Here is a 14,737-nt window from a genome sequence, read left to right on the forward strand (position 1 = left end):
GGTATAGAGGAAAAACACATATGGAAGAGGTAAGATCATGAAGGACAAGAAAGTCTTCAATCAGCTTCCGGTTCGAAAAAAAAATTACGAAGATAAAAATGCAAAATCAAAATTAGGAACCGGTATCCGGAATGGGAAAGTAGAAAATGAAAACCGTGTATTGGTTCGATTTGTAAAGCTTCTGGATGTTTTAGTCATAGTAATTGTATATGGTATCATTTGGATGCATTGTTACTCCTCATTAGTTTATATGCAACCATTTTATCGAGTCGGCAATATTGTGATGATTTTCCTCTACGCGCTTTTCTTTTATTATTTGGCTCATATATATCAAGGCTTTTATTTACATATTTCCCGAATATCGGAAATTATATACTCGCAAACATTAGCAGCAGTAATATCAAACTTTCTGATTTATTTTATTTCAGTCCTTCTTATCAGAAGATTGCCGAATTTACTGCCTATGCTTCTATGCCTGGCACTCGATATTGTTATTATTGCAATTTGGTCAACAGTAGCGCATAAGTGGTTCTTTAGACATTATGCAAGGAAAAAAACCATTGTCATTTATGATGAGCTTGATGGCGTAGATGAACTAATAAAAGAAAATGGATTAGACAGTCGATATAAGGTTATCAATGTCGTTCCGATAGATAAAGTTGATGACCGATATATGAATAATAAACTCAAAGAAGCCCAGTTGGTATTCCTTTGTAGTATTCACAGTCATGAGAGAAATCAGATCGTGAAGTTCTGTGTTGCAAATAACATCAGAGCTTTTGTTATTCCAAGAATCGGCGATGTGATTATTTCAGGAGCAGAACAGCTTCACTTGATGCATCTTCCGATGCTTCTTGTTGGAAGATACGATCCAAAACCTGAGTACCTAGCTATTAAAAGATTCTGTGATATTGTTCTGAGTGGTATGGCACTTGTGATCTTAAGTCCCCTCATGATCATCCTGTCTATTATCATCAGAAGCGATGGCGGTACAGCATTCTACAAGCAGGTGAGACTTACCAAGGATGGACGTGAGTTTAATGTGCTGAAATTTCGTTCAATGCGCATGGATGCTGAAAAGGATGGAGTGGCAAGACTCAGTACTGGGGAGAATGATCCGAGAATAACAAAAGTCGGACGATTCATCAGAGCTTGCCGTATGGATGAACTCCCACAACTGATCAATATTCTCAAGGGTGACATGAGCATCGTTGGTCCGAGACCTGAAAGACCAGAGATTGCTAAAGAATATGAGAAGAAATTGCCTGAGTTTAAACTCAGACTTCAGTGTAAATGTGGGCTGACTGGATATGCGCAAGTTTACGGAAAATACAATTCCACACCTTATGACAAGCTTCTTATGGATTTAATGTATATCAGTAAGCCTTCATTGGCGGAAGATCTGAAGATCATTTTTGCAACAGTGAAAATCCTGTTTATGAAGGAGAGCACCGAGGGCGTCGCAGAAGGGCAGACCACTGCAAGCGCGGAAAGCCTTGGAAATACTGAGGTTCCGAAACAGCAGGATGCGGAGAAGAGGTAGTTCAGGGTCCATATCTTTTATGAACAGAACTGTTTTGTAACGAATTGGTGAGGGAGAGAGTAGGTAGTTATTGTGGCGATTGTGGACGACAAATATTCGGTCTTAATGTCCGTTTATTACAAAGAAAAACCTGAATATTTGCAACAGAGCATTGAGAGTATTCTCAATCAGACTGTGCCCACAGATGACTTTGTACTGGTATGTGATGGACCTCTCATTCCGGAACTCGATTCTGTTATTGAAAATTATAGCACACTCCATGTAGTCCGGCTCAAGAAAAATGGTGGTCTTGGGAATGCTTTGAATGAGGGAATGAAGTACTGCCAGCACGAGCTGATTGCCCGAATGGATTCAGATGATATCAGCAGGGCAGACCGTTGTGAGAAAGAGTTGAAGGTCTTTGCAGATCATCCTGATGTAGACATTGTCAGCGGAACTATCGAGGAGTTCATAACCTCTCCGGATGAAGTGTACAGCAGGCGGGTTCTGCCCGAGGCGAATGACGAGATAGTTCAGTTCGCCAAAAAGCGAAATCCTTTCAATCATCCGGCAGTCATGTACAGGAAATCTGCAGTGGAAGCCGCTGGTGGGTATAAGGACTTCTACTTGCTAGAGGATTATTTTTTATGGATTCGTATGATCTTGAAGGGGAGTCAAGGGTACAACATTCCGGAACCTGTCCTGTGGATGCGGGCTGGGAGTGAATTGTATGGAAGGCGTGGCGGTTGGAAGTATATCGAGTCAGAGAAAAAGCTATTCAGCTACATGCTCAATAAAGGGTATATAAGTAAGAACGAATATTATCAGGCGGTAACAAGCAGAGCAGTTGGTGCGATGGCGCCGAACTGGGTGCGAGAGATGCTGTACAAAAAGGTGCTGAGAAAATGATAAGCGCAATTGTAACGCTGTACAACCCGGACGAGTCGGTTGTCGATCATGTAAAGGGATTCGTAACACAGACGGATAGGGTCATCCTCTGCGATAACAGTAGAGATGATCATTTTGAGATGTTCGAAGGCATCCCGTCTGTGATTTATACGACGGTGCATAAGAATCTCGGATTGTCTGGGGCTTTCAACAGAGTGCTGAAGGATGATAAGTACGGTTGGAAGGCTGAGGACTACGTAATCTTTTTTGATCAGGATTCTTCCATAAAAGAAGATCATATTTCCACTCTTGTTGCTGAATATAAGAAACTTCTTAAGAAAAAAATCAAGGTTGGCTGCCTCATCCCTTCGATTTTCAATCTGAGCTCAAATCAGTATTACCAGCAGGCTAAATTGCAAAAGCTCGGGGGGAGGACCTATGTTACGGATGCAGTGCAGACTTCCTCAATGCTTACACGGTACGGAGTGCTCAGGTCAATAGGCTTCTGGAATGAGGATCTGTTTTTGGATCTCTGTGATTGGGATCTCTGCTGGAGGATGCAGTCTCATAGCTATAAAGTTTGCTATACCGAGAAAGTAACCTTCTCTCATAGGATCGGGAGTAAAGAAGTATCCGCCGGAGTTGTCCGGGCAAAAGAAGGCGCTCCGATAAGAGAGTATTATCAGACAAGGGATTGCCTGAAACTTATAGGAAAGAAATATACTCCTGCAAAATACAAGGCACGCTTCATAGCACAGGTGACAGTCAGACCGATCTTGCACTTGGTAATGCTGCCTGATAAGGGAGCCAGGGCTCATTACATCTCAAAAGGACTGCACGATTATTTTCGCCATATCAATGGAGAGTTAAGTACATGATCTATGTTATCACGCATAAGAAATTCGATGCAAATTTAGATGAACACTACAAAATTCTTCATGTCGGGTTGAATGATAACTGCAGTCCTGAATACCTGAGGGATGATACTGGAATCAACATCTCAAGCAGGAATCCGAACTTCTGCGAGCTTACAGGACTCTACTGGATTTGGAAAAATGATACTACAGATCCGGAAGAGATTACCGGACTTGTACATTATCGTAGGTATTTTACTACGAATAAAGAGTACTATCTTTACACATATTTTAATCGGATGCCTAAGATTTTGCGTTACAGCACGATAGAAGGTGCCCTTTTAGAAAACGATATTATATTACCGAAGAGAAAGAAAGCAATACGAACAACGCGAGAGGTGTATGCATATCAGCATTTGGGTGAGGATATAGACCTGCTTAGAAATTCGATATTTACGGTTTGTCCGGAGTATCTTCCTTCCTTCGATCAGGCAATGTCAGCAAAAGAATATTACTACGCGAATATGATGATCTGCCGGAAGCGGGTGCTAGACCAATATTGCGCGTGGGTGTTCCCAGTGTTGTTCGAGCTTGAAAAACACATTGATTTGAACAAGTACAAGGACGACTACCAGAGACGGGTATATGGATTCCTGTCCGAGAGAATGGTGAAGGTCTTTGTGGATCATAATAAGTTTTCAGTGAAAGAGTATCCGGTTTTTAATACGGAGACTCGTGATGAGACTGTATTCAAATACAATGCCAACCGACTGAGAAGATTGGTAAAGAAGAGATAAGAATGCCTAACGCAGCAATTTTACTTGCCTCCTACAATGGAGAAAAATATATAGAAGAACAATTAAAGTCTATCCAGAAGCAAACATACAGGGACTTCAGGTGTTATATAAGAGATGACGGATCCTCTGATCATACGGTTGAGATTATTAAATCGTTTGTCAAGGAAGACCCGGAACATTTTATCCTGATTACGACCGAAAGCGTTAGGCATGGATCAAAATATAACTTCTTTGAACTGATCAATTATTACATGCGGTCATGCAACGAAGAGTATATTCTATTCTCCGATCAGGATGATGTTTGGTTGCCGGAGAAGGTGGCGGTAGAGATCGAACAAATCAGCAGTACAGATAGGCCTGCACTGGCGTTTTGCGCTCAGGAAATTGTGGATAAGAAGCTGGTGCCTGCACAGAATTCGATTCATAAAAACATGAAGGATTACAACAAGTTTCCTAATAGTTTGACATATAGGAATGTTGCAGCGGGTTGCACGATGTGCGTGAACAGGGAGCTATTATTAAAGGCCATCCCTGTCGTCTCGCCAGATGATTTTGTGATGCATGACTGGTGGCTGATGCTTGTTGCTGCCTACTTGGGAAGAATTATATACATTGAGGAGCCGCTCATGAAATACCGTCAGCATGGCAACAACGTTCTTGGAGCAGATAGCAATAATTATTTTAGCAAAGCACAGAAATACATCAAGAACTTCAATAAGTCCATACATAGCAGGAAGACACAAGCAGAGTTATGCCAGAGGCAAATGCAGAAGCTTCTCAATCTGGTACCAAAAGATTCTAGACTTATGAGATATTCTGCAATTATGAGCAAACCGGCCGCCGTCAGAGCTGTATCGCTCGTGAAGAATTCCTATATAGAGCCGGACAATCTGTTTACCTGCTTGTTTGTATAATTTTGGTGGAGATATATGGCGTCCCTTATTATTTTATTCATTCCATTGATGGCATTGATGTTTCTTTCGCTGCACGAATTCGAATATCTTCTGTCGCCATCTTTTGCCTTTGTCGTTGGCTTTGTGCTTCAGGTTTTCTTCTGCTTCTTCTATACGAAGGAATGGTCTATCAACTTAGGTAGCACGACAGTCGGTGCCATTATCCTTGGCTGTTTTACTTTTTTCGTCACATCATGGGTATTGGAAAACAGCCGGGTGCGATTTGTCATCAGCAAGAAGAAATGGCGATCCGGTTATGCACAGGAGAATGAGGAAATCCTGCCATTTGAAATCGAAAACTGGAAGTTGATAATATTCATCGTAATGCAGCTCTTAACTTTGGCGGGATATGTTCTGTTTATGAATTCAAACATGCCCGGAGGGAACCTAGCTGCGAAAATTTATTATTACAGATCACAGACAGCAGATTTTGGTAGGGTGATTGAGATACCGCAGTATCTCAGCTTTTTCAGACTGACATCGAGCGCAATCGGATACTGCCTCATCTATGTGTTGGCTTATAATCTGGTGAACAAGTTCAAGCAGAACAGCATCATAGTCCTGATCAACCTAATTCTAAGCCTGCTTCTCGAGGGAATTCTCGGAGCACGAGGAGGCATGTTCAATTTCATCGTTGCCTTCTTCGGGGTCTATTTCCTGCTGGGATATAAGTACGATAAGATTCACATTTCTTTTAAATTGCTTGTAAGAGTAATTATAGCCGGTATCGCGATTGTTTCGTTATTACCTATATTAGGAATCGCTTTAGGTAGACCAGCTATCAAAGGGGCATCTTATGAAACGGCAGTATATATTGGCGGTCCTCTGATAAATTTAGATACATTTATTAAAAGATATATCAATTGGGATGGAATTCATTATTCAACATTTAGTTCACTTTTTAACGATTTCTCAAATCTTTTTTCAGAAAAATTTCTGGCAGAGCAAACTCCGTCGATGCCTTGGAATTTTATTAATGGTAATTCAATTGGAAATGTTTATACTGCATTTTCAAGCTATTGGTATGATCTTGGATGGTTTGGCGTGTTTATACTGCCTTTACTCTCCTCAATCATCATGCATGTTTTTTATAAGTTAACTATAGGCTACAAAAAAAAGCGGATTCCAATGAGTGCAGTCTTGTATTCATACTTTATCCCGTGTATATTATTTTCCTTTTTTTCGAATAGGTTTTTTAATCAGCTTATCAGTTTATACTTTGTTAAATTTGTTATTGCTGTTATTTTTGTTAGATTATTTATTGATCGTATCACTATTTCTAAACCCATAAAATATTAATTATATGGACAGCTCTCATATAAACTATTAAACATTGCAAAGACATAGGTGCAGAAATGAAGTTGACTGTTATTACTTTAACATATAATAAATTTGATAACTTGGCACACACATTAGCAAGTATTGAAAATCAAATTTTTAAAGATCAAATTGAAGTAATAATTTCTGATGATGGATCGCCAAATTATTGCAAAGAAAACATGTTAGAAATAATCAATCAATTTCCAACTTTAAATATTATTTTAATACACCATGATAATAATGTAGGCACTGTTAAAAATTTTAATAATGCTATAAAAATAGCGTCTGGAGAAATAATAATTCCGCTCTCTCAAGATGACTGTTTTGCTAATAATAATGTATTGCAAGATATTAATGATTTCTTTGAACACCATATCGATTATGGTATTTGTACTACTAAAAGAAAAGGCCAATATTCGAATGCAATAGTACCAAGTTCTCGAGATTGCGAATTGTTAGAAAAAAATGATAGTATTCTTCTCTTCAGGGAAATGTGTGAAAACATCATTTTTGGAGCTTGTATATATTATAAAAAATCGTTTCTTGAAAAAATGAATTATTTTGATGAAACATATCGTCTAATGGAAGATCACCCCTTTGTACTTAAATCCCTTTTAATGGGATATAAAATTGGATTTATTAACAATGTTTCAATAGTTTATGGGGAGAACGGAGCGTCCGCTGGTGGAAAGAGTCCCCAGTTGATTGCAGATGATGATAGATTAAGGTCAAATGTTATTTTACCTTTTTATGAATCATTAAGTGATAATAAAGATAAGTTAGTGTTAGGGTTATTTTTAGAAAGCTATGAACATCAGAAGAGTATTCAGAGATGTTTGTTTGATAACCATAAACTGTTATTGCTGCTTAAATACTTAGGCAAAAGAGTGCTGAATAAGCTGAAAAATGGCAATGAACAACGGTTTTGGAGCCTTTATGATTCACTATAAAAATGGATTTTCCCGTTTGATTAATAGAAATAATAATAGCTGAGGACTAATATGCAAGTAATCAAATATGTATTTCAACCGCATGGTGATGATCGAGGACAATTAGTAGCGCTTGAAGAATTTAAGGATATTCCTTTTCGAATTAAGCGTGTTTACTATATGTATGATACTGCTTCTGGCGTTACAAGAGGAAAACATGCTCACAAGTCTCTTCAGCAAATATTAATTTGTATCCACGGGAGCTGTAAGATTCTGCTCGATAATGGAAAAGAGAAGAAAATCGTTCCTCTTGAAAAACCTTATGAGGGGCTCTATGTGACAAATGCCATGTGGAGAGAAATGTATGACTTTTCCCCGGATGCCGTTCTCATGGTTCTTGCCTCGGAGCTTTATGATGAATCCGACTACATCAGGGACTATGATGAATTCCTTGAATTCGTGAAGAATACGGGAGATACTACAGTAGCAGAAGGTACCGTTACCGAAGATGGAAAGAAAGGCAAGGATTAAAATATTATGAAAGTCCCGTTTGTGACATTTAAACCACTAGAGAAGGAGCTTGATAAAGAGCTTCGTGTGGCTTTTGAAAGAGTGTATACAAGATCTTGGTATATCGAGGGCGAAGAGGATAAGGCTTTCGAAGAGGCATTTGCTTCATATTGCGGAGTTAAGTATGCTGTAGGTTGTGGAAATGGTCTGGATTCGCTTATGCTCTCCATGAAAGCACTTGGAATCCAAGCTGGCGATGAAGTGATCGTACCTTCAAATACCTTTATTGCTACAGCACTTGCAGTTACCTATACAGGAGCCACACCTGTATTTGTAGAGCCTGATATCCGGACATATGATATTGATCCAAGCAGGATAGAAGAAAAAATAACAAATAAGACGAAAGCTGTCGTAGTGGTTCACCTTTATGGACAGCCTTGTGATATGGACCCGCTTGTAAAGATCTGTAAGGAGAGAAGCTTATTCCTTATCGAGGATTGTGCTCAGGCTCATGGTGCTACATATAAAGGGAGGAGAATCGGTTCATTTGGTGATGCGGCTGGATTCAGTTTCTACCCGGGCAAGAACCTTGGAGCACTTGGCGATGCTGGAGCAGCAGTTACTAATAATAAGGAAGTTGCTGATAAAATCCGTGCACTTGGAAATTATGGCTCTGACTACAAGTATCATCACATTTATCAGGGTAACAACAGCCGTCTCGATGAGATGCAGGCAGCGTTCCTTGCCGCAAAGCTTCCTTCCCTTGACAAGGTGAATGACAACAGAAGGGCTACTGCTAGGAAATATCTGGATGGTATCAAGAATCCTGAGGTTATCCTTCCTTATGTAGATCCGGATACAAAACCTGTCTGGCATATCTTTGCTATCAGATGCAAGAGAAGAGATGATCTGAAGGCTTATCTAGAGAGCAATGGAATCGGTACGAATGAGCATTATCCTATCCCTATGCATGAGCAGGAGTGCTATAAGAGTCTCGGCTTCAAGCATGGCGACTTCCCGATAGCGGAAGAGATCAGCGCAACGGAGCTCAGCATTCCGATGTACTATGGCATGAACGATGACGAAGTGCAGTATGTGATTGACGCAATCAACGAGTTCAAGTGATTAGAAGATGGCAGACAAAATTGAAAAGACTGAAAAGAAGGAAAGTAAGTTAAAACTTTTTATTGACAATCTGCTCGTATATGGACTCGGAGGGGTGATCAGCAAAATCGTTCCTCTCATCATGCTTCCGATCGTGACTAGGCTGATGCCGGATTCCACTTATTTTGGAATCAGCGATATGTCGAACACAGTTATGTCGTTCACCAGCGCCATTGCGATCATGGGCATGTACGACGCCATGTACAGGATGTTTTTTGAGAAGGATGAAGAGGAGTACAAGAGGAAGGTCTGCTCGAATGCTTTTGAATTCACGCTGATCACATCGGTAATTGTTTTCTTGTTAATGCTGATCTTTCGTGTTCAGATAGCTAAATTTTTCTTTAGCGATAAGAAATACGCTTATGTTGTGTACATTACGGCGATAGCTACTCTGGTAGGGGCCACAAATGGAATAATCTCCGCGCCTACCAGAATGCAGAACCAGAGGAAGATTTTTCTAATTACTAACACTGTTTCACCGATTCTCTCATACAGCATTTCAATTCCACTGCTGCTTAGAGGATACTATGTTATTGCTTTACCTCTTGCGGGAGCTATCGCAGCTGCCGTCATGGAACTTACTTTCTGGTTTCTGAACCATAGCTGGTTTAAGCTACAGAAAATAGATGGAAAGCTCTTAAAACAATTACTTGCTATCGCAGTACCGCTATTCCCTAACTTCATCATCTACTGGGTCTTTAATTCCAGCGACAGGGTTATGATTACGAACCTCATGAGCATCGGAGATTCCGGTATCTATGCGGTTGGCGCGAAACTTGGAATGGCAAGCCAGCTTATCTATACAGCATTTGCCGGAGGATGGCAGTTCTTTGCATTCAGCACGATGAAGGAGGATGACCAGGTCAAGACAAACTCGCGGATATTCGAGTACCTTGGCATCATCTCTTTCATTACTGCTACTTTTATTTGTGCGTGGAGCTACGGAATCTATAAGCTGTTCTTCACCGGAAAGTATGTGGAAGGATTCATTGTAGCGCCGTATCTGTATCTGGCACCGCTTCTTCAGATGCTGTTTCAGGTCATTGCCAACCAGTTCCTCGTGGTGAAGAAGACATGGCCGAATCTGTTCATTCTTTCAAGCGGAGCGGTATTCAATATCGTCTTTAATTTTATTATGATACCTAGAATAGGAATCGAAGGAGCTGCTATCGCATCGCTTCTTGGATATGTGGTATCTGACGTTTTCTGCGTCCTGGTGCTGCTGAAGATGAAGCTGATGGTGATAAGCGGAAAGTTCATCCTGGCGTCAGTGCTTATGGCAGTCTATTTTTTCTTATGGAGATGGATCTGCGCAAGGAATATAATCCTTGGAACATTGCTGGCGATAGCCTTCAGCGCTGCCTTCGTTTATCTATATAGGAATGAAGTGAAGATGCTGATGGGGAAAATAAAAAAGAGATAAAGGTTTATGAGATTAAGAAAGCTTGAAGAAAAAGATGCTCCGTTGATGCTTGAGTGGATGCATGATGATTCCGTGGTGCATTTCCTGCAGACAAACTTTGCAGCAAAGGATATTGATGATTGTAAGACGTTTATTAACATTGCAAAGAATGAAACAGAGAACCTTCACCTTGCCATTGTTGACGACAATGATGAGTATATGGGTACTGTTAGCTTGAAGGATATTCATAAGAATTCAGCCGAGTTTGCAATAACAATTCGTAAATGTGCAATGGGAAAGGGGTACTCATCATTCGGAATGTCGGAAATAATTCGAGAAGGATTTTCTCGAGGCTTGAAATGTATTTATTGGTGTGTTGCTCCTGAAAATTGTAGAGCAGTTAGATTTTATGATAAAAATGGATATCATAGGTGTAAGGCACCAGATAATTTAGAAAATTATACCAAATCCCAAATAGATCATTATTTTTGGTACGAAATAAAAAATAGGAGATAGGAAGATGACAATTATTGTAACCGGTGGAGCAGGTTTCATCGGAAGTAACTTTATTTTCTACGAACTGAAAGCACACCCAGAGGATAAGATTGTTTGCCTGGATGCATTAACCTATGCGGGCAATCTGAAGACCCTTGCTCCTGTAATGGACAAGATCCGTTTCGTAATGCTCGATATCAGGGATAGAGATGGTGTGTACAAACTTTTTGAAGAAGAGCATCCGGACATCGTTGTGAATTTTGCCGCAGAGTCTCATGTGGATCGTTCCATTGAGAATCCAACGATCTTCCTTGAGACAAATATCATCGGGACATCGGTCCTAATGGACGCATGCAGAAAGTACGGAATCAAGCGTTATCACCAGGTGTCCACAGATGAGGTGTACGGTGATCTTCCTCTTGACCGTCCAGATCTGTTCTTCCATGAAGATACACCGATTCATACTTCGAGCCCGTATAGCACTTCCAAAGCATCTGCGGATCTTCTCGTCAACGCATATCACAGAACCTATGGTCTGCCGGTGACAATCAGCCGCTGCTCCAATAACTACGGACCTTATCAGTTCCCAGAGAAACTTATCCCGCTTATGATTGCTAACGCATTGGCAGATAAGCCTCTTCCTGTATATGGCGAAGGAATGAATGTCCGTGACTGGTTGTATGTTGAGGATCACTGCAAGGCAATTGATCTGATCATCCGTAAGGGAACAGTCGGTGAGGTCTATAACATCGGCGGACATAATGAGATGCACAATATTGATATTGTAAAGCTGATTTGCGATTACTTGGAAAAGCCGTACAGTCTTATTGAGCATGTCACAGATCGTAAAGGACATGATCAGCGTTACGCTATCGATCCGACTAAGATCCATAATGAACTTGGCTGGCTGCCTGAGACGAAGTTCGCTGATGGAATCAAGATGACGATCCAATGGTATCTGGATAACAAGGCTTGGTGGGAAGACATTGTTTCAGGTGAATATCAGAACTACTACCAGAAGATGTATGGTAGCAGGGAAGTGCTGGGGTGAGAAATCTTGAAGTTTGAAGATAAGTTACGAGCGATCTTGCATGTCAGTTCATTGGGGACGGAACAAATAAATGTTATTCGGGGTGCTCTGTCGTCAGAAACAAAGTCTCTTATAGAAAGCAGTAATTGGAATTTCGATCTGTATGCAGAGTTATTCGAAAGAGCATATATAGAATGCAACGGAGATGCAAATAGGTTCAATCAGATTATCTTAGACGAGATTCACAATCCAAATCACAAGATTTGAGAAGGAAGTTTATCAATGGGTCAGATTACAGTAGAAAAGAATGTCGGTGGAATTGAAGGGCTGTGTGTGATTTCTCCTGCAGTTCATGGTGACGCACGTGGATACTTCATGGAAACATATAATCAGAAAGACATGGAAGAAGCAGGATTCCATATCAACTTTGTGCAGGACAATCAGTCAATGAGCACGAAGGGCGTTCTCCGTGGACTTCATTTCCAGAAACATTTCCCTCAGTGCAAACTGGTCCGTGCTGTTAGAGGATCTGTGTTTGATGTAGCTGTTGACCTCAGAGTAGATTCAAAGACTTACGGAAAGTGGTATGGCGTTGAGCTGACTGCCGAGAACAAGAAGCAGTTTCTGATTCCGGAAGGATTTGCTCATGGATTCCTGGTATTATCTGATGAGGCAGAGTTCTGCTACAAGGTCAATGATTTTTGGCATCCGAACGATGAAGGCGGCATGTCTTGGAATGATCCGGAGATTGGTATTACATGGCCACACCTGGTAGGAGAGTACAAGGGCACGCCTTCTGCTGAGGGTTATCACTTAGATGATGGGACACCGCTTAATCTTTCTGATAAGGATCAGAAGTGGGCGGGACTGAAGGATACCTTCAAGTTTGATCTGTAATGATGAGGATCGTTGGTGCTTAGATATATTGTATTTCTCACCTTCATAGTTGTAGGCTTTTTCCTTAGTCGTAAACGTAAGCTTTATCCGGTGGTATGTATCGTCTACCTTATAGCTCTTTTCTACTACACCTTCCTGTCAAGGATGGAACTTACCACTACGACAGAAGCAGTAGTAGCGACATCGACTCCGGTAGTGCAACACTGGTGGGTGAACGCAGCTTATGAAATCTTCCGAATGAAGACGAGCAGCTACAGGGAGGCGTGTATCCTGAATGTGATGCTGTTCGTGCCGATGGGGTATTTGGTAAGATGTAAGAAACCATGGATGACGATCCTGATCTGCTCATCCCTCTCCCTCACCATCGAACTCTTGCAGGAACTCACCGGCTTCGGTATGTTCGATCTTAATGACTGGGGAGCGAATACAGTAGGAGCGGGGATTGGAGTCATCCTGCTCTGGGGATGTAAGCGAATGACAGACATATAAGCCTCGGTACTGCGGCAGTTCCGCACCGGGGCTCGGGATTAGCATGTGTGACTTGTAATGTGTGACTAGAAAGGAACTGACATGAAAAAAGACGATGGTCGAAGGCGTGAAAAGAAGAATCCAAGTGCAGACTTTATAGAACAGATCTGCACTCTATATGACGATGTATATGACGATCGTGAGGAGGACAGCAGCATTGGAGGGGACGACTGGGCTCCGGGGAAGACGGCAAACCACACATCATTGGCAACATTTAAGAAAGAGCTGGAGGATTACGGTTACAATCTGTCCACGGCAAAGATTCGAAAGATTCTGATCACTGGCGGATGCTGGACCACAGAGCGGAGTCGGGAGGTTGCAGACCTTTATGCAAAGTATAAATCGGTGGCGAAGGTGGCCATGGAACTTGGTCTGTCGGAAACGCTGGTGAAGACGTACCTTCCATATAATAAGGTGGTCTATGACCTGGAAGAGAAAAGCGGAAATGCTCGAAGAGTTGAGCGGTGGAGAGAGAAGAGGAAAAAATAACAACACACAGAACAACAATACACAGAACATAACACACAGAAAAACAACGACACACAGAACAACAACACCCCGGAGTGGTTTTCAGGCCGCTCTGGGGTATTTTTTTGCCACACGGTTAGATAAAACTAACATATGTTGAATAGAAGAGCCTCGGCGGCTGTGGTATCGCTCCACGGCTTCCGAGGCTCTTTGCGTCAAGATTACTTGAAGTACTTAGCTGCCGGTTTCTTCAGCGCCTTGCAGGTGGAGTAGACCGTCTGGTCTTTCATACCCAGATCGGCTGCGATCTCTGTCGGCTTATCACCCTTCGCAAGACCTTCTGCAATCTGCTCGGCGTTGGCATGCTTGTCATCCTTCAGGCTCTCGTAGAAACCTTCGCACATCATCTTGGAGATTACGGTTTCCTCAGTATTTTCCTTTGCGACGGCTTCATAACCGTTCTCTTCCAGTATCCCATAAGAAACGGGCTTACGAGAACGCTCCTCCCTTTCGGTGAAGTACGGGCAGTTGGCATCGCACTTCTTGCGGCAGACGACGAGCTCCTTGCGCTTTCCGGGAATCTGGCATCTGGTGTCTTCCTCGTACTGAAGGTTTGTAGTACGGATATCATTCTGGTTGTACTTCTTGATCTTCGCCTCGACTTCAACGACCATGACGATGCCGGAGCCTTCAGAGACGTTGTACTTGTCCGCAACGATCAGGCAGGACGGGATGTGGTTGAACTTCACTGCATCATGATCCATCGGATAGTAGTCCAGAACCTTTCCCTTGTGGGGAGCCAGCTTTCCGTTCAGATCGATGATGATTTCAGTGATGCCAAGATTCATCAGCATAGAGCTCTGTTCGGCGGTAAGCTTTACTGCCTTCTGCTGATCGGTGCAGGGTGTTGCTACGACGTTATTCAGGTTATCAAGGAACAAAATTACGACTGCTTTTGACATTTTACGTATCCTCCGTTG

At 41.7% G+C, this 14,737-nt stretch carries 16 protein-coding genes; 15 read left to right on the forward strand and 1 reads right to left on the reverse strand.

All coding sequences use genetic code 11. The features are described 5' to 3' along the window. Window positions 1-37 precede the first annotated feature (37 nt). From ACTNDI_RS08460 to ACTNDI_RS08530, 15 genes are all read left to right on the forward strand, one after another. Window positions 38-1,543, forward strand: coding sequence for an exopolysaccharide biosynthesis polyprenyl glycosylphosphotransferase (locus ACTNDI_RS08460; RefSeq protein ID WP_441100548.1), 1,506 nt, complete (start codon window positions 38-40; stop codon window positions 1,541-1,543). Between the two features lie 72 nt (window positions 1,544-1,615). Continuing rightward, window positions 1,616-2,431 carry a glycosyltransferase gene (locus ACTNDI_RS08465; protein ID WP_441100549.1) on the forward strand — a complete coding sequence of 272 codons (816 nt, stop codon included), beginning with the start codon at window positions 1,616-1,618 and terminating at the stop codon, window positions 2,429-2,431. Beyond that, a complete protein-coding gene (locus ACTNDI_RS08470; protein WP_441100550.1) occupies window positions 2,428-3,288 on the forward strand; it encodes a glycosyltransferase in 861 nt (286 codons plus the stop codon). The genes ACTNDI_RS08465 and ACTNDI_RS08470 overlap by 4 nt, the downstream gene beginning before the upstream one ends. After that, window positions 3,285-4,061: a DUF4422 domain-containing protein gene (locus ACTNDI_RS08475; RefSeq protein ID WP_441100551.1), complete on the forward strand. Its 777-nt coding sequence runs from the start codon at window positions 3,285-3,287 to the stop codon at window positions 4,059-4,061. Before ACTNDI_RS08470 ends, ACTNDI_RS08475 begins: the two co-directional genes overlap by 4 nt. A 2-nt stretch (window positions 4,062-4,063) precedes the next feature. Next, window positions 4,064-4,975 carry a glycosyltransferase family 2 protein gene (locus tag ACTNDI_RS08480; protein ID WP_441100552.1) on the forward strand — a complete coding sequence of 304 codons (912 nt, stop codon included), beginning with the start codon at window positions 4,064-4,066 and terminating at the stop codon, window positions 4,973-4,975. A 15-nt stretch (window positions 4,976-4,990) separates the two neighbouring features. Further along, complete coding sequence (locus ACTNDI_RS08485) at window positions 4,991-6,313, forward strand: O-antigen polymerase (protein ID WP_441100553.1); 1,323 nt, start codon at window positions 4,991-4,993, stop codon at window positions 6,311-6,313. Between the two features lie 56 nt (window positions 6,314-6,369). After that, window positions 6,370-7,284 (forward strand): glycosyltransferase family 2 protein, encoded by a 915-nt coding sequence (locus ACTNDI_RS08490; RefSeq protein ID WP_441100554.1) that lies wholly within the window; start codon window positions 6,370-6,372, stop codon window positions 7,282-7,284. A gap of 51 nt (window positions 7,285-7,335) precedes the next feature. Further along, on the forward strand, window positions 7,336-7,794 hold the full coding sequence (locus ACTNDI_RS08495) for a sugar 3,4-ketoisomerase (protein ID WP_441100555.1): 459 nt from the start codon (window positions 7,336-7,338) through the stop codon (window positions 7,792-7,794). Window positions 7,795-7,815: 21 nt separating this feature from the next. Further along, window positions 7,816-8,898 (forward strand): DegT/DnrJ/EryC1/StrS family aminotransferase, encoded by a 1,083-nt coding sequence (locus ACTNDI_RS08500; RefSeq protein ID WP_441100556.1) that lies wholly within the window; start codon window positions 7,816-7,818, stop codon window positions 8,896-8,898. 7 nt (window positions 8,899-8,905) lie between these two features. Continuing rightward, window positions 8,906-10,360 (forward strand): lipopolysaccharide biosynthesis protein, encoded by a 1,455-nt coding sequence (locus tag ACTNDI_RS08505; RefSeq protein WP_441100557.1) that lies wholly within the window; start codon window positions 8,906-8,908, stop codon window positions 10,358-10,360. Window positions 10,361-10,366: 6 nt separating this feature from the next. Continuing rightward, entirely contained in the window at window positions 10,367-10,855 is a 489-nt protein-coding gene (locus ACTNDI_RS08510) for a GNAT family N-acetyltransferase (protein WP_441100558.1), read from the forward strand. A gap of 4 nt (window positions 10,856-10,859) precedes the next feature. Then, complete coding sequence (rfbB, locus tag ACTNDI_RS08515) at window positions 10,860-11,885, forward strand: dTDP-glucose 4,6-dehydratase (protein ID WP_441100559.1); 1,026 nt, start codon at window positions 10,860-10,862, stop codon at window positions 11,883-11,885. 261 nt (window positions 11,886-12,146) lie between these two features. Continuing rightward, on the forward strand, window positions 12,147-12,761 hold the full coding sequence (gene rfbC, locus ACTNDI_RS08520) for a dTDP-4-dehydrorhamnose 3,5-epimerase (protein WP_441100560.1): 615 nt from the start codon (window positions 12,147-12,149) through the stop codon (window positions 12,759-12,761). 15 nt (window positions 12,762-12,776) lie between these two features. Continuing rightward, window positions 12,777-13,250, forward strand: coding sequence for a VanZ family protein (locus ACTNDI_RS08525; protein ID WP_441100561.1), 474 nt, complete (start codon window positions 12,777-12,779; stop codon window positions 13,248-13,250). A gap of 81 nt (window positions 13,251-13,331) precedes the next feature. Further along, window positions 13,332-13,778 (forward strand): hypothetical protein, encoded by a 447-nt coding sequence (locus tag ACTNDI_RS08530; protein WP_441100562.1) that lies wholly within the window; start codon window positions 13,332-13,334, stop codon window positions 13,776-13,778. A gap of 200 nt (window positions 13,779-13,978) precedes the next feature. On the opposite strand, the gene ACTNDI_RS08535 is transcribed toward ACTNDI_RS08530, so the two are convergent. Then, window positions 13,979-14,719, reverse strand: a complete 741-nt coding sequence (locus ACTNDI_RS08535; RefSeq protein WP_441100563.1) for a hypothetical protein — start codon at window positions 14,717-14,719, stop codon at window positions 13,979-13,981. Window positions 14,720-14,737: the final 18 nt, after the last annotated feature.

Source organism: Bilifractor sp. HCP3S3_D3 (genome assembly GCF_052063915.1).
Taxonomy (GTDB): domain Bacteria; phylum Bacillota; class Clostridia; order Lachnospirales; family Lachnospiraceae; genus Bilifractor.